The organism is Streptococcus equinus, from assembly GCF_049393805.1.
Taxonomy (GTDB): domain Bacteria; phylum Bacillota; class Bacilli; order Lactobacillales; family Streptococcaceae; genus Streptococcus; species Streptococcus equinus.
Map to the genome: position 1 here is coordinate 1050001 of NZ_CP185763.1, position 25708 is coordinate 1075708.

The following is a 25708-nucleotide window of genomic DNA, read 5'->3' on the forward strand; positions in this document are numbered from 1 at the left end:
CAATGGGGGCAACCCTGACCGAGCAACGCCGCGTGAGTGAAGAAGGTTTTCGGATCGTAAAGCTCTGTTGTAAGAGAAGAACGTGTGTGAGAGTGGAAAGTTCACACAGTGACGGTAACTTACCAGAAAGGGACGGCTAACTACGTGCCAGCAGCCGCGGTAATACGTAGGTCCCGAGCGTTGTCCGGATTTATTGGGCGTAAAGCGAGCGCAGGCGGTTTAATAAGTCTGAAGTTAAAGGCAGTGGCTTAACCATTGTTCGCTTTGGAAACTGTTAGACTTGAGTGCAGAAGGGGAGAGTGGAATTCCATGTGTAGCGGTGAAATGCGTAGATATATGGAGGAACACCGGTGGCGAAAGCGGCTCTCTGGTCTGTAACTGACGCTGAGGCTCGAAAGCGTGGGGAGCAAACAGGATTAGATACCCTGGTAGTCCACGCCGTAAACGATGAGTGCTAGGTGTTAGGCCCTTTCCGGGGCTTAGTGCCGCAGCTAACGCATTAAGCACTCCGCCTGGGGAGTACGACCGCAAGGTTGAAACTCAAAGGAATTGACGGGGGCCCGCACAAGCGGTGGAGCATGTGGTTTAATTCGAAGCAACGCGAAGAACCTTACCAGGTCTTGACATCCCGATGCTATTCCTAGAGATAGGAAGTTTCTTCGGAACATCGGTGACAGGTGGTGCATGGTTGTCGTCAGCTCGTGTCGTGAGATGTTGGGTTAAGTCCCGCAACGAGCGCAACCCCTATTGTTAGTTGCCATCATTAAGTTGGGCACTCTAGCGAGACTGCCGGTAATAAACCGGAGGAAGGTGGGGATGACGTCAAATCATCATGCCCCTTATGACCTGGGCTACACACGTGCTACAATGGTTGGTACAACGAGTCGCGAGTCGGTGACGGCAAGCAAATCTCTTAAAGCCAATCTCAGTTCGGATTGTAGGCTGCAACTCGCCTACATGAAGTCGGAATCGCTAGTAATCGCGGATCAGCACGCCGCGGTGAATACGTTCCCGGGCCTTGTACACACCGCCCGTCACACCACGAGAGTTTGTAACACCCGAAGTCGGTGAGGTAACCTTTTGGAGCCAGCCGCCTAAGGTGGGATAGATGATTGGGGTGAAGTCGTAACAAGGTAGCCGTATCGGAAGGTGCGGCTGGATCACCTCCTTTCTAAGGATAAACGGAAGCACGTTTGGAGTATTGTTTAGTTTTGAGAGGTCTTGTGGGGCCTTAGCTCAGCTGGGAGAGCGCCTGCTTTGCACGCAGGAGGTCAGCGGTTCGATCCCGCTAGGCTCCATTGAATCGAAAGATTCAAAGATTGTCCATTGAAAATTGAATATCTATATCAAATTCCACGATTCAAGAAATTGAATTGTAGATAGTAACAAGAAATAAACCGAAACGCTGTGATTTAATGAGTTTAAGGTCAACAGACCAAAATAAGGTTAAGTTAATAAGGGCGCACGGTGGATGCCTTGGCACTAGAAGCCGATGAAGGACGTGACTAACGACGAAATGCTTTGGGGAGTTGTAAGTAAACATTGATCCAGAGATGTCCGAATGGGGGAACCCGGCATGTAATGCATGTCACTCATTACTGTTAAGGTAATGTAGAGGAAGACGCAGTGAACTGAAACATCTAAGTAGCTGCAGGAAGAGAAAGCAAACGCGATTGCCTTAGTAGCGGCGAGCGAAAAGGTAAGAGGGCAAACCGATGTGTTTACACATCGGGGTTGTAGGACTGCGTTGTGGGACGACAAGATTATAGAAGAATTACCTGGGAAGGTAAGCCAAAGAGAGTAACAGCCTCGTATTCGAAATAGTCTTTAACCCTAGCAGTATCCTGAGTACGGCGAGACACGAGAAATCTCGTCGGAATCTGGGAGGACCATCTCCTAACCCTAAATACTCTCTAGTGACCGATAGTGAACCAGTACCGTGAGGGAAAGGTGAAAAGCACCCCGGGAGGGGAGTGAAATAGAACCTGAAACCGTGTGCCTACAACAAGTTCGAGCCCGTTAATGGGTGAGAGCGTGCCTTTTGTAGAATGAACCGGCGAGTTACGATATGATGCGAGGTTAAGTTGAAGAGACGGAGCCGTAGGGAAACCGAGTCTTAATAGGGCGACTTAGTATCATGTCGTAGACCCGAAACCATGTGACCTACCCATGAGCAGGGTGAAGGTGAGGTAAAACTCACTGGAGGCCCGAACCAGGGCACGTTGAAAAGTGCTTGGATGACTTGTGGGTAGCGGAGAAATTCCAAACGAACTTGGAGATAGCTGGTTCTCTCCGAAATAGCTTTAGGGCTAGCGTCGATGTTAAGTCTCTTGGAGGTAGAGCACTGTTTGATTGAGGGGTCCATCCCGGATTACCAATATCAGATAAACTCCGAATGCCAACGAGATATAATCGGCAGTCAGACTGCGAGTGCTAAGATCCGTAGTCGAAAGGGAAACAGCCCAGACCACCAGCTAAGGTCCCAAAATATATGTTAAGTGGAAAAGGATGTGGGGTTGCACAGACAACTAGGATGTTAGCTTAGAAGCAGCTATTCATTCAAAGAGTGCGTAATAGCTCACTAGTCGAGTGACCCTGCGCCGAAAATGTACCGGGGCTAAAACATATTACCGAAGCTGTGGATACCTTTTAGGTATGGTAGGAGAGCGTTCTATGTGTGATGAAGGTGTACCGTGAGGAGCGCTGGAACGCATAGAAGTGAGAATGCCGGTATGAGTAGCGAAAGACAGGTGAGAATCCTGTCCACCGTATGACTAAGGTTTCCAGGGGAAGGCTCGTCCTCCCTGGGTTAGTCGGGACCTAAGGAGAGACCGAAAGGTGTATCCGATGGACAACAGGTTGATATTCCTGTACTAGAGTATATAGTGATGGAGGGACGCAGTAGGCTAACTAAAGCGTGCGATTGGAAGTGCACGTCTAAGCAGTGAGGTGTGATATGAGTCAAATGCTTATATCTATAACATTGAGCTGTGATGGGGAGCGAAGTTAAGTAGCGAAGTTAGTGATGTCACACTGCCAAGAAAAGCTTCTAGCGTTAATTATACTCTACCCGTACCGCAAACCGACACAGGTAGTCGAGGCGAGTAGCCTCAGGTGAGCGAGAGAACTCTCGTTAAGGAACTCGGCAAAATGGCCCCGTAACTTCGGGAGAAGGGGCGCTGGCTTTAAGTCAGCCGCAGTGAATAGGCCCAAGCAACTGTTTATCAAAAACACAGCTCTCTGCTAAATCGTAAGATGATGTATAGGGGGTGACGCCTGCCCGGTGCTGGAAGGTTAAGAGGAGCGCTTAGCATTAGCGAAGGTGTGAATTGAAGCCCCAGTAAACGGCGGCCGTAACTATAACGGTCCTAAGGTAGCGAAATTCCTTGTCGGGTAAGTTCCGACCCGCACGAAAGGCGTAATGATTTGGGCACTGTCTCAACGAGAGACTCGGTGAAATTTTAGTACCTGTGAAGATGCAGGTTACCCGCGACAGGACGGAAAGACCCCATGGAGCTTTACTGCAGTTTGATATTGAGTATCTGTACCACATGTACAGGATAGGTAGGAGCCTATGAAATCGGGACGCTAGTTTCGGTGGAGGCGTTGTTGGGATACTACCCTTGTGTTATGGCTACTCTAACCCAGATAGGTTATCCCTATCGGAGACAGTGTCTGACGGGCAGTTTGACTGGGGCGGTCGCCTCCTAAAAGGTAACGGAGGCGCCCAAAGGTTCCCTCAGAATGGTTGGAAATCATTCGCAGAGTGTAAAGGTATAAGGGAGCTTGACTGCGAGAGCTACAACTCGAGCAGGGACGAAAGTCGGGCTTAGTGATCCGGTGGTTCCGCATGGAAGGGCCATCGCTCAACGGATAAAAGCTACCCTGGGGATAACAGGCTTATCTCCCCCAAGAGTTCACATCGACGGGGAGGTTTGGCACCTCGATGTCGGCTCGTCGCATCCTGGGGCTGTAGTCGGTCCCAAGGGTTGGGCTGTTCGCCCATTAAAGCGGCACGCGAGCTGGGTTCAGAACGTCGTGAGACAGTTCGGTCCCTATCCGTCGCGGGCGTAGGAAATTTGAGAGGATCTGCTCCTAGTACGAGAGGACCAGAGTGGACTTACCGCTGGTGTACCAGTTGTCTTGCCAAAGGCATCGCTGGGTAGCTATGTAGGGAAGGGATAAACGCTGAAAGCATCTAAGTGTGAAGCCCACCTCAAGATGAGATTTCCCATGATTTTATATCAGTAAGAGCCCTGAGAGATGATCAGGTAGATAGGTTAGAAGTGTAAGTGTGGTGACACATGTAGCGGACTAATACTAATAGCTCGAGGACTTATCCAAAAAAGAAACGAGTCAATATTGACAGCGAGTCGGTTTCTTGTTAGAATATATAGGTATTCAATTTTGATTGGATAATCAATCATAGTTAAGTGACGATAGCCTAGGAGATACACCTGTTCCCATGCCGAACACAGAAGTTAAGCCCTAGCACGCCTGATGTAGTTGGGGGTTGCCCCCTGTTAGATATGGTAGTCGCTTAGCATTTATCCGCCATAGCTCAGTTGGTAGTAGCGCATGACTGTTAATCATGATGTCGTAGGTTCGAGTCCTACTGGCGGAGTCGTAAAGCGGTAGAGAAAGCAGCCTTCGGGTTGCTTTTTTTGTGCTTGTATTTTTTTGAAAATTTAGTAGTTTTTCAGATATAGGGTTTATTATTGTAGGTACTTTTGATAATATTTGTTATAATAGATGTAATATTTTAAAAGGATTATTTAATGGTTATTATTGAAAAGGCTCCAGCTAAGATTAATTTGGGTTTAGATATTATTGGTAAGAGACAGGATGGCTATCATGATTTATCAATGGTTATGGTCAGTGTTGATTTGAATGATTATGTAACTGTTTCTGAAATTTCGGGCTCTGACATTATTGTGGAATCAAATAATCATAAAATGCCTTTGAATGATAAAAACGATGTCTTCAAAGCTGCTCAGCTTATTAAAGAGAGATATGATATTAAGTCAGGTGTGAAAATCGAATTAGAGAAGTCTATTCCTATCTGTGCTGGGTTAGGTGGTGGTTCTACTGATGCTGCTGCTACAATTAGGGCTTTAAACCAATTATGGAAATTAAACTTGTCTAAGGGTGAGATGATTGAAATTGGTTTTCAAGTTGGTAGTGATGTTCCTTACTGTTTGGGTGCTGGTTGTGCTTGTATTTCTGGTAAGGGGGAAATAGTTGAGTGTCTTGATACTTCTTTGTCAGCTTGGGTTGTGTTAGTTAAGCCTGAATTTGGTGTTTCTACTCGTACGGTTTTTCCTGAGATTGATTGTGAGACGATTTCTCGAGTCGATATCGCAGCTTTAAAGGAAGCTGTTTTAGCTAATGATTATGATCAGATTATTTCGCATATGGGAAATTCTCTGGAAGATATTACTATTAAGCGTAAGCCTTTTATACAAAAAATTAAAGATCGAATGATAAAATGTGGAGCTGATGTTGCTCTGATGACTGGCAGTGGACCAACGGTTTTTGGTTTGTGTCGTTCTGAAAAGAAAGCTGATCGTTTGGTTAACAGTATGCGTGGATTTTGTAAGGAAGTTTATAAGGTTCGTATACTTTGATTGAGGAGAATCATGTGTTTGATTCTTTTTTTTCTTTTTGATATAATTAACTGGTTAATGAATGAGAGGGGTGTTGATAATGCAGCTAGAGAAGCGAATTGATTGTCTAGTGAATGAGATTTTATTAAAAGCCGAAAATCAGCACGAGTTATTATTTGGTGCTTGTCAAAGTGGTGTGAAATTAACTAATACACAAGAGCATATTTTGATGCTTTTGTCGCAAGAGAGATTGACAAATTCTGCTTTGGCAAAACGCTTAAATATTAGTCAGGCAGCTGTTACTAAAGCGATTAAGTGCTTGGTAAAAGAGGGCATGCTTGCGCCTGTAAAAAATCGAGATGATGCTCGTGTGACTTATTTTGAGTTGACTGAGCTTGCTAGACCTGTTGCTGATGAGCATACGCATCATCATGACGCGACATTATCAGTATATAGGAAAATGGTTAATGAATTTTCAGATGAAGAGCAAGCTGTTATTGGAAAATTTTTGGTTGCTTTTTCAGACGAGCTAGAAGGGTGTAAATGAGATATATTACTGTAGAAGATTTATCTTTTCAATATGATAGCGAAACGGTTTTAGATGGGATTAGCTATCATTTGGATAGTGGTGAATTCGTAACGTTAACAGGTGAAAATGGCGCAGCAAAGTCTACTTTAATCAAAGCAACTTTGGGGATTTTAACACCTAAGAGTGGTCAGGTGACTATTTCTAAGACAAATAAAGATGGAAAGAAGTTGCGCATTGCGTACTTGCCACAGCAGATTGCTAGTTTTAATGCGGGTTTTCCTTCAACTGTTCATGAATTTGTCCGTTCAGGAAGATATCCACGAAATGGTTGGTTCCGTCGTTTAACAAAGCATGATGAGGAACATGTTAAGGCTAGCTTGGAATCTGTAGGTATGTGGGATAGCCGAAATAAGCGCATTGGAAGCCTGTCTGGTGGGCAAAAACAACGTATTGTACTTGCGCGTATCTTTGCTTCTGATCCTGATATTTTTGTTTTGGATGAGCCAACAACTGGTATGGATGCTGGAACAACTGAAAAATTTTATGAGTTAATGCATCATAGTGCGCATACACATGGAAAATCTGTTTTGATGATTACGCATGATCCTGATGAGGTTAAGCGTTATGCTGATCGAAATATTCATTTGGTTCGTAGTCAACAGACTCCATGGCATTGTTTTGATGTTCATGCCCTTGCAGCGAAAGGAGCTAAGGATGCTGACTGAAATTTTTTCATATGATTTTATGCAACGTGCAATTATGGCTGTTATTGCCATCAGTGTATTTGCTCCGATTTTAGGAATTTTCCTTATTTTGCGTCACCAAAGTTTGATGAGTGATACCCTCAGTCACGTTTCGCTAGCTGGTGTCGCTTTGGGAATTTTATTGGGAAAATCTACAACCTGGTCAACGGTTGTTGTGGTTACAATTGCTGCAATTGTCTTGGAGTATTTGCAGACGGTTTATAAGCACTACATTGAGATTTCGACTGCCATTCTTATGTCGCTTGGTTTAGCTGTTGCTTTGATTGTGACAAGTAAATCAGAAAATGCCAGTGGTGTGAATCTAGAGCAGTATTTATTTGGTTCGATTGTGACGATTAATATGGGACAAGTTATCGCGCTTTTTGCTATTGCAGTTATTGTCTTGATTTTAACGTTGCTCTTTATCAGACCGATGTATGTTTTGACGTTTGATGAAGAAACAGCTTTTGTGGACGGTTTACCTGTACGTTTGATGTCATTGTTGTTTAATATTGTGACAGGTGTTGCGATTGCATTGACAATTCCTGCAGCTGGAGCTCTGTTGGTTTCAACGATTATGGTTCTGCCAGCAAGTATTGCCATGCGTCTTGGAAAAAACTTTAGGTCTGTCATTTTTATTGGCGTTTTAGTTGGTTTCATTGGTATGGTTACGGGAATTATCACGTCTTATTATTGGGAAACGCCAGCAAGTGCTACAATTACAGTTATCTTTGTTGGAATTTTCCTTTTGGTTAATCTGTTTAATGTTATTAAACGTCGTAGTAGTTAAAAAGAGAGCTATCAGCTCTCTTTTTTGTATATAAAAAACAGATGCTTGAAGCATCTGTTTATTTTTTATTAGTAAGTCAATACGAAGTATTTTTTCTTACCGCGACGGATAACAGTAAGTTCGTTATCGATTTTATCGTCGTCAGAAAGTGTGTAATCTAGGTCTTGGATACGTTCACCGTTAATGTAAATAGCACCGTTTTGAACGTCTTCACGTGCTTGACGTTTTGATGGTGAGATTTTAGCTGCAACAAGCATTTCAACGATATTGCGGTTATCATCTTCTTGAACAGCGTAGTTAGGAACGTTGTTTAAACCTTGTTTTAATTCTTTTGCTGAAAGGCTCTTGATGTTTCCAGCGAAAAGTTGTTCAGTGATTTTAAGAGCTTCTTTGTAAGCTTCTTCACCGTGAACAAGTGTAACAACTTCACGAGCCAAGATTTTTTGTGCTAGACGTTCGTGACGAGCAGCGTTAAATTCTTTTTCGATTTCAGCGATTTCGTCAAGTGAAAGGAATGTGAAAATCTTCAAGAAGCGAACAGCATCGTCGTCCATAACGTTGAGCCAGAATTGGTACATTTCGTATGGAGATGTTTTGTCAGCGTCAAGCCATACGGCATTTCCTTCAGATTTACCGAATTTTTTACCTGTAGCGTCAGTGATAAGTGGAACTGTCATAACGTGACCAGTTTTATCAGCTTTACGGCGAAGCAATTCTGTACCTGCAGTCATGTTACCCCATTGGTCAGAACCACCGATTTGCAAAGTAACGTTGTATTTGTCGTTAAGTTCGTAGAAATCGTAACCTTGCATGATTTGGTATGCAAATTCAGTGTATGAGATACCTGTTTCGATACGTTTTTTAACTGATTCTTTACTCATCATAGCGTTGACAGTAAAGTATTTACCGACATCACGTAGGAAGTCAATGAAGCTAATGTTTCCAAACCAGTCATAGTTGTTAACCATAACGGCTTTGTTGTCACCATTTTCGAAATCTAGGAAACGTGACAATTGATTTTGGATTTTAACAACCCATCCATCAACAGTTTCTTTTGTTTGAAGACTACGTTCAGCATCCTTAAATGAAGGGTCACCGATAAGTCCTGTAGCTCCTCCAACAAGTGCGTATGGTTTGTGACCTGCGAGTTGAAGACGACGTGATGTTAGGATAGCAACCAAGTGACCAAGGTGAAGGCTATCAGCTGTAGGATCGTAACCAGTATAATAGGATACTTGCCCTTCTGTTAATGCTTTGACAAGGGCTTCTTCATCAGTTGTTTGAAAAACTAAGCCACGTTCTTTGAGTTCTTCGAATATGTTCACGAGCTTTCTCCTTACTTAAAATTTTGAGGCTGGTTGTAATTTTCTAGCTAAGCTAAATCCACCTCAATGATATATTGTAGTTTACAGGCTATTATATCAAAAAGCGGTGCCTCTATGCAAGCTTTATCAAAGTTTGGTATAATAATAATGAGGTATTAGAATGAGTAAGAGAACGAAACATAAGAAAAAAGCAGATTATCAGAAGCTTGGTTTGCTGGATTTCGGTTCAGTTTTTTTGAGGACCGTTAAGCTGTTAACCGACTTCTTTTATATTATTGTTATTTTATTTGGTATGCTGGGGGTAGGGCTTGCTTTTGGGTACCTTGCTAGTCAAATCGATGCGGTTAAGGTTCCTGATAAGGAGAGCTTGGTTAGTCAGGTGACTTCTTTGACGCGCGTGTCACAGATGTCTTATTCTGATGGTAGTTCAATTGCTGCTATTGATACGGACTTGTTGCGTACCCCTGTTGCCAGTGATGCTATTTCAGAAAATATCAAACACGCGATTGTGGCGACTGAGGATGAAAACTTTGAAGGGCATGATGGTGTTGTTCCAAAAGCTGTTTTTCGTGCGACTTTAGGATCTGTCCTTGGTCTTGGTGAAACCAGTGGTGGTTCAACTCTTACCCAACAGCTCATCAAGCAACAAATTTTAGGTGATGATCCAACGTTTAAACGTAAATCACGCGAAATCATCTATGCTCTTGCTTTGGAACGTTATTTGAGTAAAGATGAGATTTTAACGGATTATCTAAATGTATCGCCTTTCGGTCGAAATAATAAAGGGGAAAACATTGCAGGGATTGAAGAAGCGGCACAAGGCATTTTCGGTGTGTCTGCGAATGATTTGACCATTCCTCAAGCAGCATTTTTAGCAGGTTTACCTCAAAGTCCGATTGTGTATTCTCCTTACACAGCTGCGGGTAAATTAAAAGATGCTGATAACATGTCTTATGGGCTCTCTCGTCAGCAAGATGTTCTTTATAACATGTACCGCGCAGGCTATTTGACCAAAGATGAATACAATGAATACAAGTCTTATGATATCAGTCAAGATTTTATTCAACCTGCGTCTGCCTCAACAAGTTATCATGATTTCCTCTATTACTCAGTCTTGGAAGAAGCACAAGATATTATGTATGACTACTTGATTGAGAAAAATGGTGTTTCTGAACAAGAGTTGAAAAACGATGCAACGAAAGAATCTTACCGTAAACTAGCTTCAGACACACTTCAACAAGGTGGCTATAAAGTTAAGACGACGATTGATAAAAATGTCTATAATGCTATGCAAAATGCGGTTTCGCAATATGGTAGCACTCTTGACCAAGGAAGTTCACAAACCGTTGATGTCGGAAATGTCTTGATGGATAATTCTACTGGTGCTATTTTAGGATTTATCGGCGGGCGAGACTATTCAACAAACCAAAATAACCACGCCTTTGATACCGCGCGTTCACCTGGTTCAAGTATCAAACCGATTATTGCTTATGGTATTGCTATCGACCAAGGTTTACTTGGTAGTGCAAGTATGCTTTCTAACTATCCAACAAACTTTTCAAGTGGTCAGCCAATCATGCACGGTAATGATGTCGGAACTGGCATGATTAATCTTCAAGAAGCTCTAAATGTATCATGGAATATTCCAGCTTATTGGACGTATCAAATGCTACTCAATAACAATGTTGATGTTGAATCATACATGAAGAAAATGGGATATAGCATTGATAATTACAATATTGAAAGTTTGCCTTTAGGTGGTGGTATTGAAACAACCGTTCTTCAACAGGTAAATGCTTATCAGATGATTTCAAATGGTGGTGTTTACTTGAAAGGTTACCTTGTAGACAGCATTACAGATAATCAAGGTAATGTTATTTACAAACACAAGGCTAATCCAGTTCGTGTCTTCTCAGAAGCGACAGCAAGCATTTTGAATCAACTTCTTAAAGAGGTTGTGACAGGTGGTGCAACGACTGAGTTCTATAAAGATTTACAAGCTATTAATGGCTCAGCAGCTCAGGCAGATTGGTCAGGTAAGACTGGTACGACTGATAACTATACCGACGTTTGGTTGATGTTATCAACACCGAAAGTAACACTTGGTGGTTGGGCTGGTAATGATGACAATACGTCGCTTGACTCAATGGCAGGGTATAGATACAATGCACAGTATATGGCTAATCTAGTTAACTCTATTTACAATGCAAATTCAAATACATTTGGTACAGGTAAGTATAATTTATCTTCAAATGTGATGAAGTCAACTGTTCTTAAAGCAACTGGTTTGCAGCCTGGTACGGTAACGGTTAATGGTCGCTCACTAAATGTTAGCGGTGAAACAACAACAAGTTATTGGGCTAAGACAGGTGCAGGTAATATGACTTATAAATTTGCGATTGGAGGAACAGATAGCGACTATACAAAAGCATGGGATGCTTTGCTTCATAATTCTTCGATTAAAACGAATAACAGTAACTAATAATACTTGCAAAAATTGAAAAAATAAGGTATAATATTAACAACTATTTGTCGTCTGCTTTAGTTGAAATATTGTCCAACTAAGGTTTGCAGCAGTTAAATCACGATTTTATTGGTCAGATTTAGCTGCTCTTTTTGTGCCTTTTTTAGAAAAAAATGAGGTTTGTAACCTATATTTAAAGATTCTAAAAATTCACATTGACGGCACACTTGGCAGGGTGTTTTAACAGACATCCTAACTATAAGGGTCAAAATGAAAAAGTAATGATTTTTCTCCTCAATCGAAGAGAATTGTGGTTATGATGGAGTTTATAGACCTCTGTATTTTAATGAAGGAGTAAAAAACTTGGCAGGACATGAAGTTCAGTACGGGAAACACCGTACACGTCGTAGCTTTTCAAGAATCAAGGAAGTTCTTGATTTACCTAACTTGATTGAAATTCAAACGGATTCTTTTAAAGACTTCTTGGATAACGGATTAAAAGAAGTTTTTGAAGATGTACTTCCAATTACAAACTTTACGGATACTATGGAGCTTGAATTTGTTGGTTACGAATTGAAAGAGCCTAAGTATACGCTTGAAGAAGCTCGTATCCACGATGCATCTTATTCAGCACCTATTTTTGTAACCTTCCGTTTGATTAATAAAGAAACAGGAGAAATCAAAACTCAAGAAGTTTTCTTCGGTGATTTCCCAATTATGACTGAAATGGGTACATTCATCATCAACGGTGGTGAACGTATTATCGTTTCTCAGTTGGTTCGTTCTCCTGGTGTTTATTTCAACGATAAAGTTGATAAAAACGGTAAAGTTGGTTACGGTTCAACTGTAATCCCTAACCGTGGAGCATGGCTTGAATTAGAAACAGATTCAAAAGACATTGCTTACACACGTATCGACCGTACACGTAAAATTCCATTTACAACACTTGTACGTGCGCTTGGTTTCTCAGGTGATGATGAAATCATGGATATCTTTGGTGACAGCGAACTTGTTCGTAACACAATCGAAAAAGATATTCACAAAAACCCAGCAGACTCACGTACTGACGAAGCTCTTAAAGAAATTTACGAACGCCTTCGTCCAGGTGAACCAAAAACAGCTGATAGCTCACGTAGCTTACTTGTAGCTCGTTTCTTTGACCCACGTCGTTATGACTTGGCAGCTGTTGGTCGTTACAAAATCAACAAAAAACTTAACATCAAGACTCGTCTTTTGAACCAAACAATCGCTGAAAACTTGGTTGACGCTGAAACTGGTGAAATCCTTGTTGAAGCTGGTACAGTAATGACACGTGACGTGATTGATTCAATCGCTGATCAATTGGATGGTGACCTTAACAAATTTGTTTACACACCAAACGATTACGCTGTTGTCACTGAACCTGTTGTTCTTCAAAAATTCAAAGTTGTTGCACCAAACGATCCAGACCGCGTTGTTACAATCGTTGGTAACGCAAATCCTGATGATAAAGCGCGTGCGCTTACACCAGCTGATATCTTGGCAGAAATGTCTTACTTCCTTAACCTTGCTGAAGGTCTAGGTAAAGTTGATGATATCGACCACCTTGGTAATCGTCGTATTCGTGCCGTTGGTGAATTGCTTGCTAACCAATTCCGCATTGGTCTTGCTCGTATGGAACGTAACGTTCGTGAACGTATGTCAGTTCAAGACAACGAAGTGTTGACACCACAACAAATCATCAACATTCGTCCTGTTACTGCAGCCGTTAAAGAATTCTTCGGTTCATCTCAATTGTCACAGTTCATGGACCAACACAACCCACTTTCTGAGTTGTCTCACAAACGTCGTTTGTCAGCCTTAGGACCTGGTGGTTTGACACGTGACCGTGCTGGTTATGAAGTTCGTGACGTGCACTACACTCACTATGGTCGTATGTGTCCGATTGAAACTCCTGAAGGACCTAACATCGGTTTGATCAATAACTTGTCAACATACGGACACCTTAACAAATATGGTTTCATCCAAACACCATATCGTAAAGTTGACCGCGCTACAGGTGTGGTTACAAACGAAATCGTTTGGTTGACTGCCGATGAAGAAGATGAATACACAGTAGCACAGGCTAACTCAAAACTTAACGAAGATGGAACATTTGCTGAAGACATCGTTATGGGACGTCACCAAGGTAATAACCAAGAGTTCCCAGCAAGCGTTGTTGATTTCGTAGACGTTTCACCTAAACAAGTAGTTGCCGTTGCGACAGCATGTATTCCTTTCCTTGAAAACGATGACTCTAACCGTGCCCTTATGGGTGCCAACATGCAACGTCAAGCGGTGCCATTGATTGATCCGCACGCACCATATGTTGGTACTGGTATGGAATATCAAGCAGCCCACGACTCAGGTGCTGCAGTTATCGCTAAACACGATGGTCGCGTTGTCTTCTCTGATGCTGAAAAAGTTGAAGTTCGTCGCGAAGATGGTTCACTTGATGTTTACCACATTACTAAATTCCGTCGTTCTAACTCAGGTACAGCTTATAACCAACACACACTTGTTAAAGTTGGCGATATCGTTGAAAAAGGTGACTTCATCGCTGATGGTCCTTCAATGGAAAAAGGTGAAATGGCCCTTGGTCAAAACCCAATCGTCGCTTACATGACTTGGGATGGTTATAACTATGAAGATGCCATCATCTTGAGTGAACGTCTTGTTAAAGAAGATGTTTATACATCAGTTCACTTGGAAGAATTTGAATCAGAAACACGTGATACTAAGTTAGGCCCTGAAGAAATCACTCGCGAAATTCCAAACGTTGGTGAAGAAGCTCTTAAAGACCTTGACGAAATGGGTATCATCCGTATCGGTGCTGAAGTTAAAGAAGGTGACATCCTTGTAGGTAAAGTAACACCTAAAGGTGAAAAAGACCTTTCTGCTGAAGAACGTCTTCTTCACGCAATCTTCGGTGATAAATCACGTGAAGTTCGTGATACATCACTTCGTGTACCACACGGTGGAGATGGTGTCGTTCGTGACGTTAAAATCTTTACACGTGCAAACGGTGATGAATTGCAATCAGGTGTTAACATGCTCGTTCGTGTTTACATCGCACAAAAACGTAAAATCAAAGTCGGAGATAAAATGGCCGGTCGTCACGGTAACAAAGGGGTTGTTTCTCGTGTTGTTCCAGTTGAAGACATGCCTTACCTTCCAGACGGAACTCCAGTCGATATCATGTTGAACCCACTTGGGGTGCCATCTCGTATGAACATCGGACAAGTTATGGAACTTCACCTTGGTATGGCTGCTCGTAACCTTGGTATTCACATTGCAACACCAGTCTTTGATGGGGCAACTTCTGAAGACCTTTGGGATACAGTTAACGAAGCTGGTATGGCTAGCGATGCTAAGACAGTTCTTTACGATGGACGTACTGGTGAACCATTTGATAACCGTGTGTCAGTTGGTGTCATGTACATGATCAAACTTCACCACATGGTTGATGATAAACTTCACGCACGTTCAGTTGGTCCTTACTCACTTGTTACGCAACAACCTCTTGGTGGTAAAGCACAATTTGGTGGACAACGTTTCGGTGAAATGGAAGTTTGGGCTTTGGAAGCTTACGGTGCATCAAATGTTCTTCAAGAAATCTTGACTTACAAATCAGATGATGTCAACGGTCGTCTTAAAGCTTATGAAGCCATCACTAAAGGTAAACCAATTCCAAAACCAGGTGTTCCAGAATCATTCCGAGTTCTTGTAAAAGAATTGCAATCACTTGGTCTTGACATGCGCGTGCTTGATGAAGATGACAATGAAGTAGAACTTCGTGATCTTGATGAAGGTGAAGATGACGATGTTATGCACGTTGATGATCTTGAAAAAGCTCGTCAAAAACAAGAAGCAGAAGAAGCTGAAAAAGCAGAAGTTTCTGCAGAAGAAAAATAATAATAGGAAAGAACAATTTGGGCATAAGAGTTGCAAGTAAATTTTGCTTCTCTTAGTCGGATTGTTTGATTGAGTCCTATAACGATAAATGATGTCTTACGAATCATGAATTTGTAAGTCATGACAGTTAGAAAGTAGCGCAGCTATTTTCAAAAGTACAATAAAGAAAGGTAATACTAGTGGTTGACGTAAATCGTTTTAAAAGTATGCAAATCACATTAGCCTCACCAAGTAAGGTCCGTTCATGGTCTTATGGTGAAGTTAAAAAACCTGAAACAATCAACTATCGTACGCTCAAACCAGAACGTGAAGGTCTTTTCGATGAAGTTATCTTTGGACCTACAAAAGACTGGGAATGTGCTTGTGGTAAATATAAACGTATTCGTTATAAAGGAATTGTTTGTGACCGCTGTGGTGTTGAAGTAACACGTGCTAAAGTTCGTCGTGAACGTATGGGTCACATCGAATTGAAAGCTCCAGTATCACACATTTGGTACTTCAAAGGAATTCCATCACGTATGGGTCTTACTTTGGACATGAGCCCACGTGCTCTTGAAGAAGTTATCTACTTCGCAGCTTACGTGGTTATCGATCCAAAAGATACTCCGCTTGAACCAAAATCACTTTTGACTGAACGCGAATACCGTGAAAAAATCCAAGAATATGGACAAGGTTCATTCGTTGCTAAAATGGGTGCTGAAGCCATCCAAGATCTTCTTAAACGCGTAGATTTGAAATCAGAAATCGCTGAACTTAAAGAAGAACTCAAAACAGCAACTGGTCAAAAACGTATCAAAGCTGTTCGTCGTTTGGATGTTCTTGATGCCTTCTACAAATCTGGTAACAAACCAGAATGGATGGTACTTAACATCTTGCCAGTTATTCCACCAGATCTTCGTCCAATGGTTCAATTGGATGGTGGACGTTTTGCTGCATCTGACTTGAATGATCTTTACCGTCGTGTTATCAACCGTAACAACCGTTTGGCTCGCTTGCTTGAATTGAATGCCCCTGGTATCATCGTGCAAAACGAAAAACGTATGTTGCAAGAAGCTGTTGATGCACTTATCGATAATGGTCGTCGTGGTCGTCCAATTACAGGTCCTGGTAGCCGTCCTCTTAAATCTTTGAGCCACATGCTTAAAGGTAAACAAGGTCGTTTCCGTCAAAACTTGCTTGGTAAACGTGTTGACTTCTCTGGACGTTCAGTTATCGCCGTAGGTCCAACACTTAAAATGTATCAATGTGGTGTGCCACGTGAAATGGCTATCGAATTGTTCAAACCATTCGTAATGCGCGAAATCGTTGCACGTGACTACGCTGGTAACGTTAAAGCGGCTAAACGCATGGTTGAACGTGGAGATGAACGTATTTGGGATATTCTTGAAGATGTTATTAAAGAACACCCAGTACTTCTTAACCGCGCACCGACTCTTCACCGTTTGGGTATCCAAGCCTTTGAACCAGTCCTTATCGATGGTAAAGCACTTCGTCTTCACCCACTTGTTTGTGAAGCCTACAATGCCGACTTCGATGGTGACCAAATGGCCATCCACGTACCACTTTCTGAAGAAGCACAAGCAGAAGCACGTCTTCTTATGCTTGCCGCAGAACACATCCTTAACCCTAAAGATGGTAAACCAGTCGTAACTCCATCTCAAGATATGGTTCTTGGTAACTACTACCTAACAATGGAAGAACCAGGTCGTGAAGGTGAAGGAATGGTCTTCAAAGACCGTGATGAAGCAGTAATGGCATACCGTAACGGTTATGTTCACTTGCACACACGTGTTGGTATCACAGTTGATAGCATGCCAAACAAACCATGGACTGACGAACAAAAACACAAAATCATGGTTACAACTGTTGGTAAGATCCTCTTCAACGACATCATGCCTGATGATCTACCTTACCTTCAAGAACCAAACAATGCTAACTTGACTGAAAAAACTCCAGATAAATACTTCTTGGCACCTGGTCAAGATATCCACACTGTTATCGACAGCTTGGACATCAACGTTCCATTCAAGAAGAAAAATCTTGGTAACATCATTGCGGAAATCTTTAAACGTTTCCGTACAACAGAAACATCAGCCTTCCTTGACCGCTTGAAAGACCTTGGTTACTACCATTCAACTCTTGCTGGTTTGACAGTGGGTATCGCCGATATCCCAGTTATCGATAACAAACAAGAAATTATCGATGCAGCCCACAGCAAAGTTGAACAAATCAACAAAGCCTTCCGTCGTGGTTTGATGACTGATGATGACCGTTATGTTGCTGTTACAACAACATGGCGTGAAGCTAAAGAAGAACTTGAACAACGTCTGATTGAAACACAAGATCCTAAGAACCCTATCGTTATGATGATGGACTCAGGAGCTCGTGGTAACATCTCTAACTTCTCACAACTTGCCGGTATGCGTGGTTTGATGGCTGCTCCGAACGGACGTATCATGGAATTGCCTATCTTGTCTAACTTCCGTGAAGGTTTGTCTGTCTTGGAAATGTTCTTCTCAACTCACGGTGCTCGTAAAGGTATGACCGATACAGCCCTTAAGACTGCCGACTCTGGTTACCTTACTCGTCGTTTGGTTGACGTTGCCCAAGACGTTATCATTCGTGAAGACGATTGTGGAACTGACCGTGGTCTTGTTATCCGTGCAATCACTGATGGTAAAGAAGTTACAGAAACTCTTGAAGAACGTCTTGTTGGTCGTTATACTAAGAAATCTGTTAAACACCCTGAAACAGGAGAAGTTATCGTTGGTGCTGATGTCTTGATTACTGAAGATATGGCAGCTGAAATTGTTAAAGCTGGTGTAGAAGAAGTAACAATCCGTTCAGTATTTACATGTAACACTCGTCATGGTGTCTGCCGTCACTGTTATGGTGTCAACCTTGCTACAGGTGATGCTGTTGAAGTTGGTGAAGCAGTTGGTACAATTGCCGCTCAATCTATCGGTGAACCTGGTACACAGCTTACAATGCGTACTTTCCACACGGGTGGTGTTGCGTCAAATACCGATATCACACAAGGTCTTCCTCGTATCCAAGAAATCTTTGAAGCTCGTAACCCTAAAGGGGAAGCAGTTATCACTGAAGTTAAAGGTACTGTTGTTGACATCGAAGAAGATGCTTCTACACGTACTAAGAAAGTTTACGTTCAAGGTAAGACTGGTATGGGTGAATACGTGGTACCATTTACAGCTCGTATGAAAGTAGCTGTTGGTGATGAAGTTCACCGTGGTGCTCCACTTACTGAAGGTTCTATCCAACCTAAACGTCTCCTTGAAGTTCGTGATACATTATCAGTTGAAACTTACCTTCTTGCTGAAGTACAAAAAGTATACCGTAGCCAAGGGGTAGAAATCGGTGATAAACACGTCGAAGTAATGGTTCGTCAAATGCTTCGTAAAGTACGTATCATGGATCCAGGTGATACAGATCTTCTTCCAGGTACACTTATGGATATTGCAGACTTCACAGATGCTAACAAAGATGTTGTTATCTCTGGTGGTATTCCTGCAACTGCACGTCCAGTACTTATGGGTATTACTAAAGCTTCGCTTGAAACTAACTCATTCTTGTCAGCTGCATCATTCCAAGAAACAACTCGTGTTCTTACTGATGCTGCTATCCGTGGTAAAAAAGATCATCTTCTTGGTCTTAAAGAAAATGTTATCATCGGTAAAATCATTCCAGCTGGTACAGGTATGGCTCGTTACCGTAACCTTGAACCACAAGCTGTTAATGAACTTGAAACAAGTGAAGATGCTGAAACAGTTGAAGCATCTGCATCAACAGATGCTGAATAATCTGAATTCACATTTGAGTTTAATAAATGAAAAAGCCTAGGACTTGTCCTGGGCTTTTTTGCTGAGAAAATGAGATTAAATTAGATGATAATCATTATAAATAAGCAAATATATTTTAAATTGGCTTTAATTCTTATATAATAAAGACTATAAGGAAGTGAGAAAAATGTATCAAGTAATCAAAATGTATGGGGACTGGGAGCCCTGGTGGTTTTTAGATGATTGGCAGGATGATATCATCGAAGAACAATCTTTTGAATACTTTGAAGAGGCATTGTCATTCTACTGTCAAGAATGGGAATTGCTTAGAACAAATCTACCAAGTTGTAAGTGTCATGACAATTTTCAAGCTGCTTTTTGGGATAAGGCTGAGAAGCGTTGGTGTGAGAATTGCGGTGATTATTTGCAACAATATCATTCGCTTTTGATTCTAAAAGATGGGCAAGAATTAGCCAAAGAGCAGTTTGCTTATCATTTTAATATTAGAAATGATGAACCAAGCCCCAGACCTCAAAAATGCAAATTTAAACCTTAATCATGGAAAGTTCCATGATTTTTTTATTTTTTTAAAAATTTTTTCGAATATAAAGATAAGGAGGTCAAAATGATTCAGGAAAAAGCAAAGCAGCTCATTAGAGATGCGGTTGAAAAGAATGCTCAGGATATCTATATTATTCCAAAGGCAGAAAACTATGAGATTTATCAACGAATTGGTGAGAAGCGCCAGTTTATTCAAGAAGTTGCTACTGATGAAATGACAAGCTTGATTAGCCACTTTAAATTTGTAGCTGGGATGAATGTTGGTGAAAAGCGTCGTAGTCAGCTTGGTTCTTGTGACTATGCTTTTGCAGATGATGAGGAGATTTCACTGCGCTTGTCTAGTGTGGGTGATTATTGTGGGCGTGAAAGTCTGGTCATTAGGCTCCTTTATTCAGGTCGTCATGATTTGCAGTATTGGTTTGATGGAATGAGAAATATTTTAGAGGCTATTGACAGTAGGGGACTTTACCTTTTTTCCGGGCCGGTAGGGAGTGGGAAAACCACTCTCATGTACCAATTAGTTCGTGAAAAATTTCCTGGAAAACAGGTGATTACGATTGAAGACCCTGTTGAGATAAAACAAGACAATATGTTGCAATTGCAGTTAAATGATGAAATCGGGATGACTTATGATAATCTTATCAAGCTCTCGCTTCGTCATAGACCTGATATTTTGATTATTGGTGAGATTCGTGATAGTGAGACAGCGCGTGCGGTTATTAGAGCTAGTCTGACAGGAGTCCTTGTTTTTTCAACCATTCATGCGAAAAGTATTCCAGGTGTTTATGCTAGGTTATTAGAATTGGGTGTTAGTAGGCAGGAACTTGAAAATAGCTTGCGCGCTATTGTTTATCAACGATTAATTGGTGGTGGAGGTGTAGTTGATTTTGCCAAAAGAGATTTTGAGCAGTATCCCCCAACAAGGTGGAATGAGCAAATTGATAGCCTTGCTCGAGACGGACATATCAGTTTTGAAGAGGCAAAAATCGAAAAAATTGCCCTTTAAAAAACAACAGAAAGTCATTCAATTATTTAATAATTTGTTTAACAGTGGCTTTACTTTAACTGAGATAGTGTCTTTTTTGAGACGGAGTCAGTTATTGCAGGAATCATATGTGAATAGTATACAGGAGTCCTTGCTGAGTGGCGCAACTTTAGCAGATATGATGGCAAGGTTAGGCTTTTCAGACACGATTGTGACTCAGATTGCTTTGGCTGATGTTCATGGAAATTGTCAGCAAAGTCTTGTAAAAATCGATCGTTATTTGGCTAGCATGTCTGTTGTGCGAAAGAAGTTGATTGAAGTAGCGACCTATCCTTTGATTTTATTAAGTTTTTTGATTTTGATAATGCTTGGCTTAAAAAATTATTTATTGCCGCAACTTGAAAGTCAAAATTTTGCTACTCAGATTATTGCCCATTTTCCAATGATTTTCCTGGGGAGCTTTGTGCTTTTAGGACTAGCAGTTGTTCTAGGATTTTTCTATGCTAGGCGTTTATCACCAATCTATCTTTTTAGCCAGATTAGTCGCTTGCCGATAATAGGGCGATTCATTCGTCTTTATCTAACAGCTTATTATGCGCGTGAGTGGGGAAATCTTATTGGGCAGGGGATTGATTTGATGGAAATTGTAGCATTGATGCAGCACCAAAAGTCGCGTCTTTTTCAAGAGATTGGTAAGGATATGCAGCAAGCTCTTTTGTCTGGTCAATCATTTCATCAAAAAGTTCTAGATTATCCCTTCTTTTTGAGGGAACTGAGCCTGATGATTGAGTACGGAGAAGTTAAGTCAAAACTTGGTCGGGAGCTTGATATCTATGCTGAGGAAACATGGCAGACTTTCTTCAGCCAATTAACTCAGGCAACACAGTTGATTCAACCGCTAGTTTTTGTCTTTGTTGCTTTAATTATTGTTTTAATCTACGTGGCAATGCTTTTGCCAATGTATCAAAATATGGGAGGAAATTTTTAATGAAAAAAATTTGGAAAAAATTACGTAAAAAATCTGTTGAAGCTTTCACACTTGTGGAGATGTTGATTGTCCTGTTAATCATCGGTGTCTTGATGCTTTTATTTGTACCGAATTTGAGTAAGCAAAAAGAGGCGATTCATGAAAAAGGTGATGCTGCTGTTGTGAAAGTTGTCGAAAGTCAGAAAGAACTTTACGAAGTTAAAACAGGTAAAGAAGCAACTATTAAAGATTTGGTGAAAGAAGGCTATATTTCACAACAACAAGCTCAAACGTACAATGAAAAAGCTAAATCTAAAGAATAAAAAAATCCGAGCTTTCACCCTTTTAGAGAGTCTACTAACTTTGGGAATATCTTGTTTTATCGTTATCATGCTCTCAAACTCTGTGAGTGGTATTTTTCAGACAGTCGAAGAAAAGTTGTTCTTTTTATCGTTTGAGCATTGCTATCGTGATACTCAAAAATTAGCGAGCCTTAAACAAGAAAATCAAGTTCTGACAATTTCACAAGACGGCATTTCAAATAGTGTGGCTCATATGAATTTGCCAGAGACGGTATCAGTCGTTGAAAATTACAAAATTGTTTTTGACAATGCTGGGGGCAATTCATCTCTTGCAAAAGTAAAATTTCAGACGAAGAATCAGGCTATTGATTATCAATTATACATAGGAAGTGGTAATTATAAAAAGACAGAAACTAAAAGCTTACATACTCCTTGAAAGTTTGGCTGCTTTAGCTTTGCTAGCTACCATTACAATTCTTGTTTTGGGAGAAATGGATAAAAGTCGCCGCCAGATGCAAGACAGCTTACATCAGCAAGAGGTTCTTAATGTTGCTACTATGGCTGCTCAGACAGGGCAAGATGACTTGGTGATGAATGGTGTTGAGGTTCATATTACTAGACGAGACGGAGAACTTTATGTCTATGATGGGCAAAAAGAGGTGATGCATGTTAAGAAGAACTAGACTAAAAGCTTTTACGTTACTTGAAAGTTTGGTTGCTTTGCTGGTTATTTCAGGGACAGTTCTGGTTTATCAAGGGCTAACGCAGTCAATTTCACAAAATGTTTATTACTTGTCTGATAACGAAGAAAATGAGTGGCTTTTATTTTCTCAGCAGCTACGCTCAGAATTAGAGCGATGCCACTTAGATTGTGTTTCTGACAATAAACTTTATGTTAGTAAGGACGATAAGAAATTAGCTTATGGGCTATCAAAAGCAGATGATTTTCGTAAAACAAATGCTTCTGGTCAAGGCTATCAGCCAATGTTATTTGGTGTTAATTCTTCTAGCATTCGTCAGGATGGTAATAATATTTTGATTAAGCTGCGAATGGATAATGGTATGGAGAGAGAGTTTGTTTACACTTTTGATGAGGCAAGTTAGGGCAGGAATATTGTTGTATGCTATGCTGATGGCAGCCATATTTGCCCTACTGTTACAGTTTTATTTAGGGCGCGTGGTAGCAAGTGAACGTCAGCATCAAGCACAATTAAAGCACGCGCAAGCTTATTTGATGGCAGAAATCAGCAGGGATTATGCTAAAGATTCTTCAGGTAAGTGTTATTTTGATAAAGGTGTTGTCAGCTATCAACGTGAAAATGAGGTGCTAGTTGAGACAGTAGTTTTAGAGAATAAAGAGGAGTTTCACTACACTTTTTCTCTTCCAAAAAAATCTGAACAAACCATTGAAAAAGAAAGTCACTAGTGCTTTCTTTTCATTTTCAAGGTTTTTTGATATGATAAGTTTCGGAGGGGAAAATGAATTTTGAAAATATCGAAACAGCCTATGGGTTGATTCTTGAAAATATACAATTAATCGAAAATGAGTTGAAAACACACATTTACGATGCACTTATTGAACAAAACTCTTTTTATCTTGGTGCTGAAGGTGCCAGTGAAGTTGTAGCTGCAAATAATGAGAAACTACGCCAACTTAACTTAACTAAGGAAGAATGGCGCCGTGCTTTTCAGTTTATCTTTATTAAAGCTGCGCAAACAGAAGCTCTTCAGGCAAATCACCAATTTACACCTGATGCTATTGGCTTCATTTTAATGTTCCTCATTGAGAATTTGACAGCTTCTAAGGAACTTGATGTTTTGGAAATCGGTAGCGGAACAGGTAACCTTGCCCAAACGTTGTTGAACAACTCATCTAAAGACCTAAACTATCTAGGTATTGAAGTTGATGATTTGTTGATTGACTTGTCAGCAAGTATCGCTGAAGTTATGGATTCTAAAGCTCAATTCGTTCAAGAAGATGCTGTACGCCCACAGATTCTTAAGGAAAGTGATGTCATCATCAGTGACCTTCCAGTCGGATTCTATCCAAATGATGAAATTGCAAAACGTTACAAAGTAGCTAGCAGTGAAGGGCACACTTATGCGCATCATTTGTTGATGGAACAATCTCTTAAGTATCTCAAAAAAGACGGGATTGCTGTCTTTTTAGCACCAGTTAGTCTTTTGACAAGTAAGCAAAGTGACCTGTTGAAAGCATGGTTGAAGGATTATGCTGATGTGATTGCTGTAATTACTTTGCCAGAATCTATCTTTGGAAATGCAGCCAACGCGAAATCAATTTTCGTTTTGAAAAAACAAGCTGAACATACTCCAGAAACCTTTGTTTATCCACTTGCTGACTTGCAAAGTCGAGAAGTGTTGACAGACTTCATTGATAAATTTAAAAAATGGAATGTTGAAAATATGATTTTTTAAATGACTTGTGCTAAAATAGAGATATATTATGAAAGCGCTTTAGAGGTATATTTATGGCGAAAACTATTTCTATTAATGCAGGAAGCTCAAGTCTAAAATGGCAGTTGTATAACATGCCAGAAGAAGAAGTTATTGCAAAAGGATTGATTGAACGTATCGGTCTTCCTAACAGCGTTTCTACGGTAAAATTTAATGGCCAGAAACAGTCGGAAACGAAGGATATCCCAGATCATACCGCTGCTGTAAAAATTCTTCTAGATGATTTGATTTCTATGGATATTATTGCTAGCTATGATGAAATCACAGGTGTTGGTCACCGTGTGGTAGCTGGGGGTGAATATTTTAAAGAATCAGCCCTAGTAACTGACAAAGTCATCCAACAAGTTGAAGAACTATCAATGCTAGCACCGCTTCATAATCCAGGAGCTGCTCTTGGAATTCAAGCCTTTAAAGAAATTTTACCTGATATTACAAGTGTTGTCGTTTTTGATACTGCTTTTCATATGACAATGCCTGAAGTGGCCTATCGTTATCCAATCGCAAACCGCTATTACACTGATTATAAGATTCGTAAATACGGTGCTCACGGTACAAGTCACCAATATGTTGCTCAAGAAGCAGCTAAGGTTCTAGGCAAACCTTTGGAAGACTTGAAATTGATTACTTGCCATATCGGTAATGGGGTTTCTATTACAGCGATTAAGGGCGGTAAATCTGTCGATACTTCAATGGGGCTCACACCACTTGGAGGAACAATGATGGGAACACGTTCAGGAAGTATTGACCCAGGTGTCATTACTTATTTATTGGAATGTGAACCAGCTATGGCAGACCCGAAAAAAATTCGTACAATTTTGAATCGTGATTCAGGTTTACTTGGTATTTCGGAAAAATCAAGTGATATGCGTGATATCTTGGCAGGTAAGGCAGAAGGCGATGAAAAATGCCAACTTGCTTACGATATGTATGTTGATCGCTTGAGAAAATATATTGGACAATACTTTGCCGTTTTAAACGGTGCGGATGCTATTGTCTTTACAGCAGGAATTGGTGAAAATTCAAGTGATGTCCGTAAAGATATCATTTCTGGAATGACTTGGTTTGGTGTTGATGTTGATCCAGCTAAGAATGTTTCAGGTGCTTATGGCGTTATTTCAACAGATCAAGCTCGCGTAAAAGCAGTTGTGATTCCAACAGATGAAGAACTTGTCATTGCGCGTGAAGTTGAACGCTTTAAAAATTCTACTAATTAGTTATCAAAATATTATGA

At 40.9% G+C, this 25708-nt stretch carries 18 protein-coding genes, 2 tRNA genes and 3 rRNA genes (1 of these 23 cut by a window edge); 22 read left to right on the forward strand and 1 reads right to left on the reverse strand.

What is annotated here, in order from left to right; translation table 11 throughout:
* The 9 genes from ACN0NP_RS05295 to ACN0NP_RS05335 form a co-directional block, all read left to right on the forward strand.
* A 16S ribosomal RNA gene (locus ACN0NP_RS05295) occupies nucleotides 1-1171 on the forward strand; it begins 377 nt to the left of the window's first position.
* Nucleotides 1172-1225: 54 nt separating this feature from the next.
* Nucleotides 1226-1298, forward strand: a tRNA-Ala gene (locus ACN0NP_RS05300).
* A 146-nt stretch (nucleotides 1299-1444) separates the two neighbouring features.
* Nucleotides 1445-4344, forward strand: a 23S ribosomal RNA gene (locus ACN0NP_RS05305).
* A gap of 85 nt (nucleotides 4345-4429) precedes the next feature.
* Nucleotides 4430-4545: ribosomal RNA gene (rrf, locus tag ACN0NP_RS05310) — 5S ribosomal RNA — on the forward strand.
* Together the 16S, 23S and 5S rRNA genes with 2 tRNA genes alongside form the textbook arrangement of a ribosomal RNA operon.
* A gap of 5 nt (nucleotides 4546-4550) precedes the next feature.
* Nucleotides 4551-4624, forward strand: a tRNA-Asn gene (locus ACN0NP_RS05315).
* Nucleotides 4625-4778: 154 nt separating this feature from the next.
* Nucleotides 4779-5627 (forward strand): 4-(cytidine 5'-diphospho)-2-C-methyl-D-erythritol kinase, encoded by an 849-nt coding sequence (gene ispE / locus ACN0NP_RS05320; protein ID WP_039690185.1) that lies wholly within the window; start codon nucleotides 4779-4781, stop codon nucleotides 5625-5627.
* 79 nt (nucleotides 5628-5706) lie between these two features.
* Nucleotides 5707-6153, forward strand: coding sequence for a zinc-dependent MarR family transcriptional regulator (locus ACN0NP_RS05325; RefSeq protein ID WP_423216904.1), 447 nt, complete (start codon nucleotides 5707-5709; stop codon nucleotides 6151-6153).
* Nucleotides 6150-6860, forward strand: a complete 711-nt coding sequence (locus ACN0NP_RS05330) for a metal ABC transporter ATP-binding protein (protein ID WP_021141422.1) — start codon at nucleotides 6150-6152, stop codon at nucleotides 6858-6860. Before ACN0NP_RS05325 ends, ACN0NP_RS05330 begins: the two co-directional genes overlap by 4 nt.
* A complete protein-coding gene (locus ACN0NP_RS05335; RefSeq protein ID WP_423216905.1) occupies nucleotides 6850-7668 on the forward strand; it encodes a metal ABC transporter permease in 819 nt (272 codons plus the stop codon). The genes ACN0NP_RS05330 and ACN0NP_RS05335 overlap by 11 nt, the downstream gene beginning before the upstream one ends.
* 68 nt (nucleotides 7669-7736) lie before the next feature.
* Here ACN0NP_RS05335 and tyrS read toward each other — a convergent pair whose 3' ends face one another.
* The gene (gene tyrS / locus ACN0NP_RS05340; RefSeq protein ID WP_003067918.1) at nucleotides 7737-8993 is read right to left on the reverse strand and encodes a tyrosine--tRNA ligase; all 1257 of its coding nucleotides are present in this window, start codon (nucleotides 8991-8993) and stop codon (nucleotides 7737-7739) included.
* Between the two features lie 160 nt (nucleotides 8994-9153).
* Between tyrS and pbp1b the strand changes: the two genes are divergently transcribed.
* The 13 genes from pbp1b to ACN0NP_RS05405 all read left to right on the forward strand — a co-directional run bounded on the left by pbp1b (nucleotide 9154) and on the right by ACN0NP_RS05405 (nucleotide 25691).
* Nucleotides 9154-11475, forward strand: a complete 2322-nt coding sequence (pbp1b, locus tag ACN0NP_RS05345) for a penicillin-binding protein PBP1B (protein ID WP_423214257.1) — start codon at nucleotides 9154-9156, stop codon at nucleotides 11473-11475.
* 345 nt (nucleotides 11476-11820) lie between these two features.
* Nucleotides 11821-15390 carry a DNA-directed RNA polymerase subunit beta gene (rpoB, locus tag ACN0NP_RS05350; protein WP_423216906.1) on the forward strand — a complete coding sequence of 1190 codons (3570 nt, stop codon included), beginning with the start codon at nucleotides 11821-11823 and terminating at the stop codon, nucleotides 15388-15390.
* A gap of 179 nt (nucleotides 15391-15569) precedes the next feature.
* The gene (gene rpoC, locus ACN0NP_RS05355; protein WP_420543664.1) at nucleotides 15570-19208 is read left to right on the forward strand and encodes a DNA-directed RNA polymerase subunit beta'; all 3639 of its coding nucleotides are present in this window, start codon (nucleotides 15570-15572) and stop codon (nucleotides 19206-19208) included.
* Between the two features lie 166 nt (nucleotides 19209-19374).
* Nucleotides 19375-19743, forward strand: coding sequence for a DUF1033 family protein (locus ACN0NP_RS05360; RefSeq protein WP_021141429.1), 369 nt, complete (start codon nucleotides 19375-19377; stop codon nucleotides 19741-19743).
* A gap of 69 nt (nucleotides 19744-19812) precedes the next feature.
* Nucleotides 19813-20754 carry a competence type IV pilus ATPase ComGA gene (gene comGA, locus ACN0NP_RS05365; protein ID WP_423216907.1) on the forward strand — a complete coding sequence of 314 codons (942 nt, stop codon included), beginning with the start codon at nucleotides 19813-19815 and terminating at the stop codon, nucleotides 20752-20754.
* Complete coding sequence (gene comGB / locus ACN0NP_RS05370) at nucleotides 20678-21721, forward strand: competence type IV pilus assembly protein ComGB (RefSeq protein WP_423217673.1); 1044 nt, start codon at nucleotides 20678-20680, stop codon at nucleotides 21719-21721. The genes comGA and comGB overlap by 77 nt, the downstream gene beginning before the upstream one ends.
* On the forward strand, nucleotides 21721-22023 hold the full coding sequence (comGC, locus tag ACN0NP_RS05375; protein ID WP_423216908.1) for a competence type IV pilus major pilin ComGC: 303 nt from the start codon (nucleotides 21721-21723) through the stop codon (nucleotides 22021-22023). Before comGB ends, comGC begins: the two co-directional genes overlap by 1 nt.
* Nucleotides 21998-22438, forward strand: a complete 441-nt coding sequence (gene comGD, locus ACN0NP_RS05380) for a competence type IV pilus minor pilin ComGD (RefSeq protein ID WP_074480361.1) — start codon at nucleotides 21998-22000, stop codon at nucleotides 22436-22438. Before comGC ends, comGD begins: the two co-directional genes overlap by 26 nt.
* Entirely contained in the window at nucleotides 22392-22685 is a 294-nt protein-coding gene (comGE, locus tag ACN0NP_RS05385) for a competence type IV pilus minor pilin ComGE (protein WP_423216909.1), read from the forward strand. The genes comGD and comGE overlap by 47 nt, the downstream gene beginning before the upstream one ends.
* Nucleotides 22669-23106, forward strand: a complete 438-nt coding sequence (gene comGF / locus ACN0NP_RS05390; protein ID WP_003067903.1) for a competence type IV pilus minor pilin ComGF — start codon at nucleotides 22669-22671, stop codon at nucleotides 23104-23106. The genes comGE and comGF overlap by 17 nt, the downstream gene beginning before the upstream one ends.
* Complete coding sequence (gene comGG / locus ACN0NP_RS05395; protein ID WP_200769899.1) at nucleotides 23093-23428, forward strand: competence type IV pilus minor pilin ComGG; 336 nt, start codon at nucleotides 23093-23095, stop codon at nucleotides 23426-23428. Before comGF ends, comGG begins: the two co-directional genes overlap by 14 nt.
* Before the next feature lie 53 nt (nucleotides 23429-23481).
* Nucleotides 23482-24438 (forward strand): class I SAM-dependent methyltransferase, encoded by a 957-nt coding sequence (locus ACN0NP_RS05400; protein WP_024344497.1) that lies wholly within the window; start codon nucleotides 23482-23484, stop codon nucleotides 24436-24438.
* Nucleotides 24439-24491: 53 nt separating this feature from the next.
* The gene (locus tag ACN0NP_RS05405) at nucleotides 24492-25691 is read left to right on the forward strand and encodes an acetate kinase (protein WP_039690203.1); all 1200 of its coding nucleotides are present in this window, start codon (nucleotides 24492-24494) and stop codon (nucleotides 25689-25691) included.
* Nucleotides 25692-25708 lie beyond the last annotated feature (17 nt).

What these genes read in the sequence shown, in the direction of transcription:
- ACN0NP_RS05405 (WP_039690203.1), top strand. Translation starts at nt 24,492, where the DNA reads ATGGCGAAAACTATTTCTATTAATGCAGGAAGCTCAAGTCTAAAATGG.
- comGA (WP_423216907.1), top strand. Translation starts at nt 19,813, where the DNA reads ATGATTCAGGAAAAAGCAAAGCAGCTCATTAGAGATGCGGTTGAAAAG.
- ACN0NP_RS05400 (WP_024344497.1), top strand. Translation starts at nt 23,482, where the DNA reads ATGAATTTTGAAAATATCGAAACAGCCTATGGGTTGATTCTTGAAAAT.
- comGD (WP_074480361.1), top strand. Translation starts at nt 21,998, where the DNA reads ATGAAAAAGCTAAATCTAAAGAATAAAAAAATCCGAGCTTTCACCCTT.
- comGC (WP_423216908.1), top strand. Translation starts at nt 21,721, where the DNA reads ATGAAAAAAATTTGGAAAAAATTACGTAAAAAATCTGTTGAAGCTTTC.
- ACN0NP_RS05335 (WP_423216905.1), top strand. Translation starts at nt 6,850, where the DNA reads ATGCTGACTGAAATTTTTTCATATGATTTTATGCAACGTGCAATTATG.
- ACN0NP_RS05360 (WP_021141429.1), top strand. Translation starts at nt 19,375, where the DNA reads ATGTATCAAGTAATCAAAATGTATGGGGACTGGGAGCCCTGGTGGTTT.
- comGF (WP_003067903.1), top strand. Translation starts at nt 22,669, where the DNA reads ATGTTAAGAAGAACTAGACTAAAAGCTTTTACGTTACTTGAAAGTTTG.
- pbp1b (WP_423214257.1), top strand. Translation starts at nt 9,154, where the DNA reads ATGAGTAAGAGAACGAAACATAAGAAAAAAGCAGATTATCAGAAGCTT.
- comGG (WP_200769899.1), top strand. Translation starts at nt 23,093, where the DNA reads ATGAGGCAAGTTAGGGCAGGAATATTGTTGTATGCTATGCTGATGGCA.
- ispE (WP_039690185.1), top strand. Translation starts at nt 4,779, where the DNA reads ATGGTTATTATTGAAAAGGCTCCAGCTAAGATTAATTTGGGTTTAGAT.
- ACN0NP_RS05325 (WP_423216904.1), top strand. Translation starts at nt 5,707, where the DNA reads ATGCAGCTAGAGAAGCGAATTGATTGTCTAGTGAATGAGATTTTATTA.
- comGB (WP_423217673.1), top strand. Translation starts at nt 20,678, where the DNA reads ATGAGCAAATTGATAGCCTTGCTCGAGACGGACATATCAGTTTTGAAG.
- ACN0NP_RS05330 (WP_021141422.1), top strand. Translation starts at nt 6,150, where the DNA reads ATGAGATATATTACTGTAGAAGATTTATCTTTTCAATATGATAGCGAA.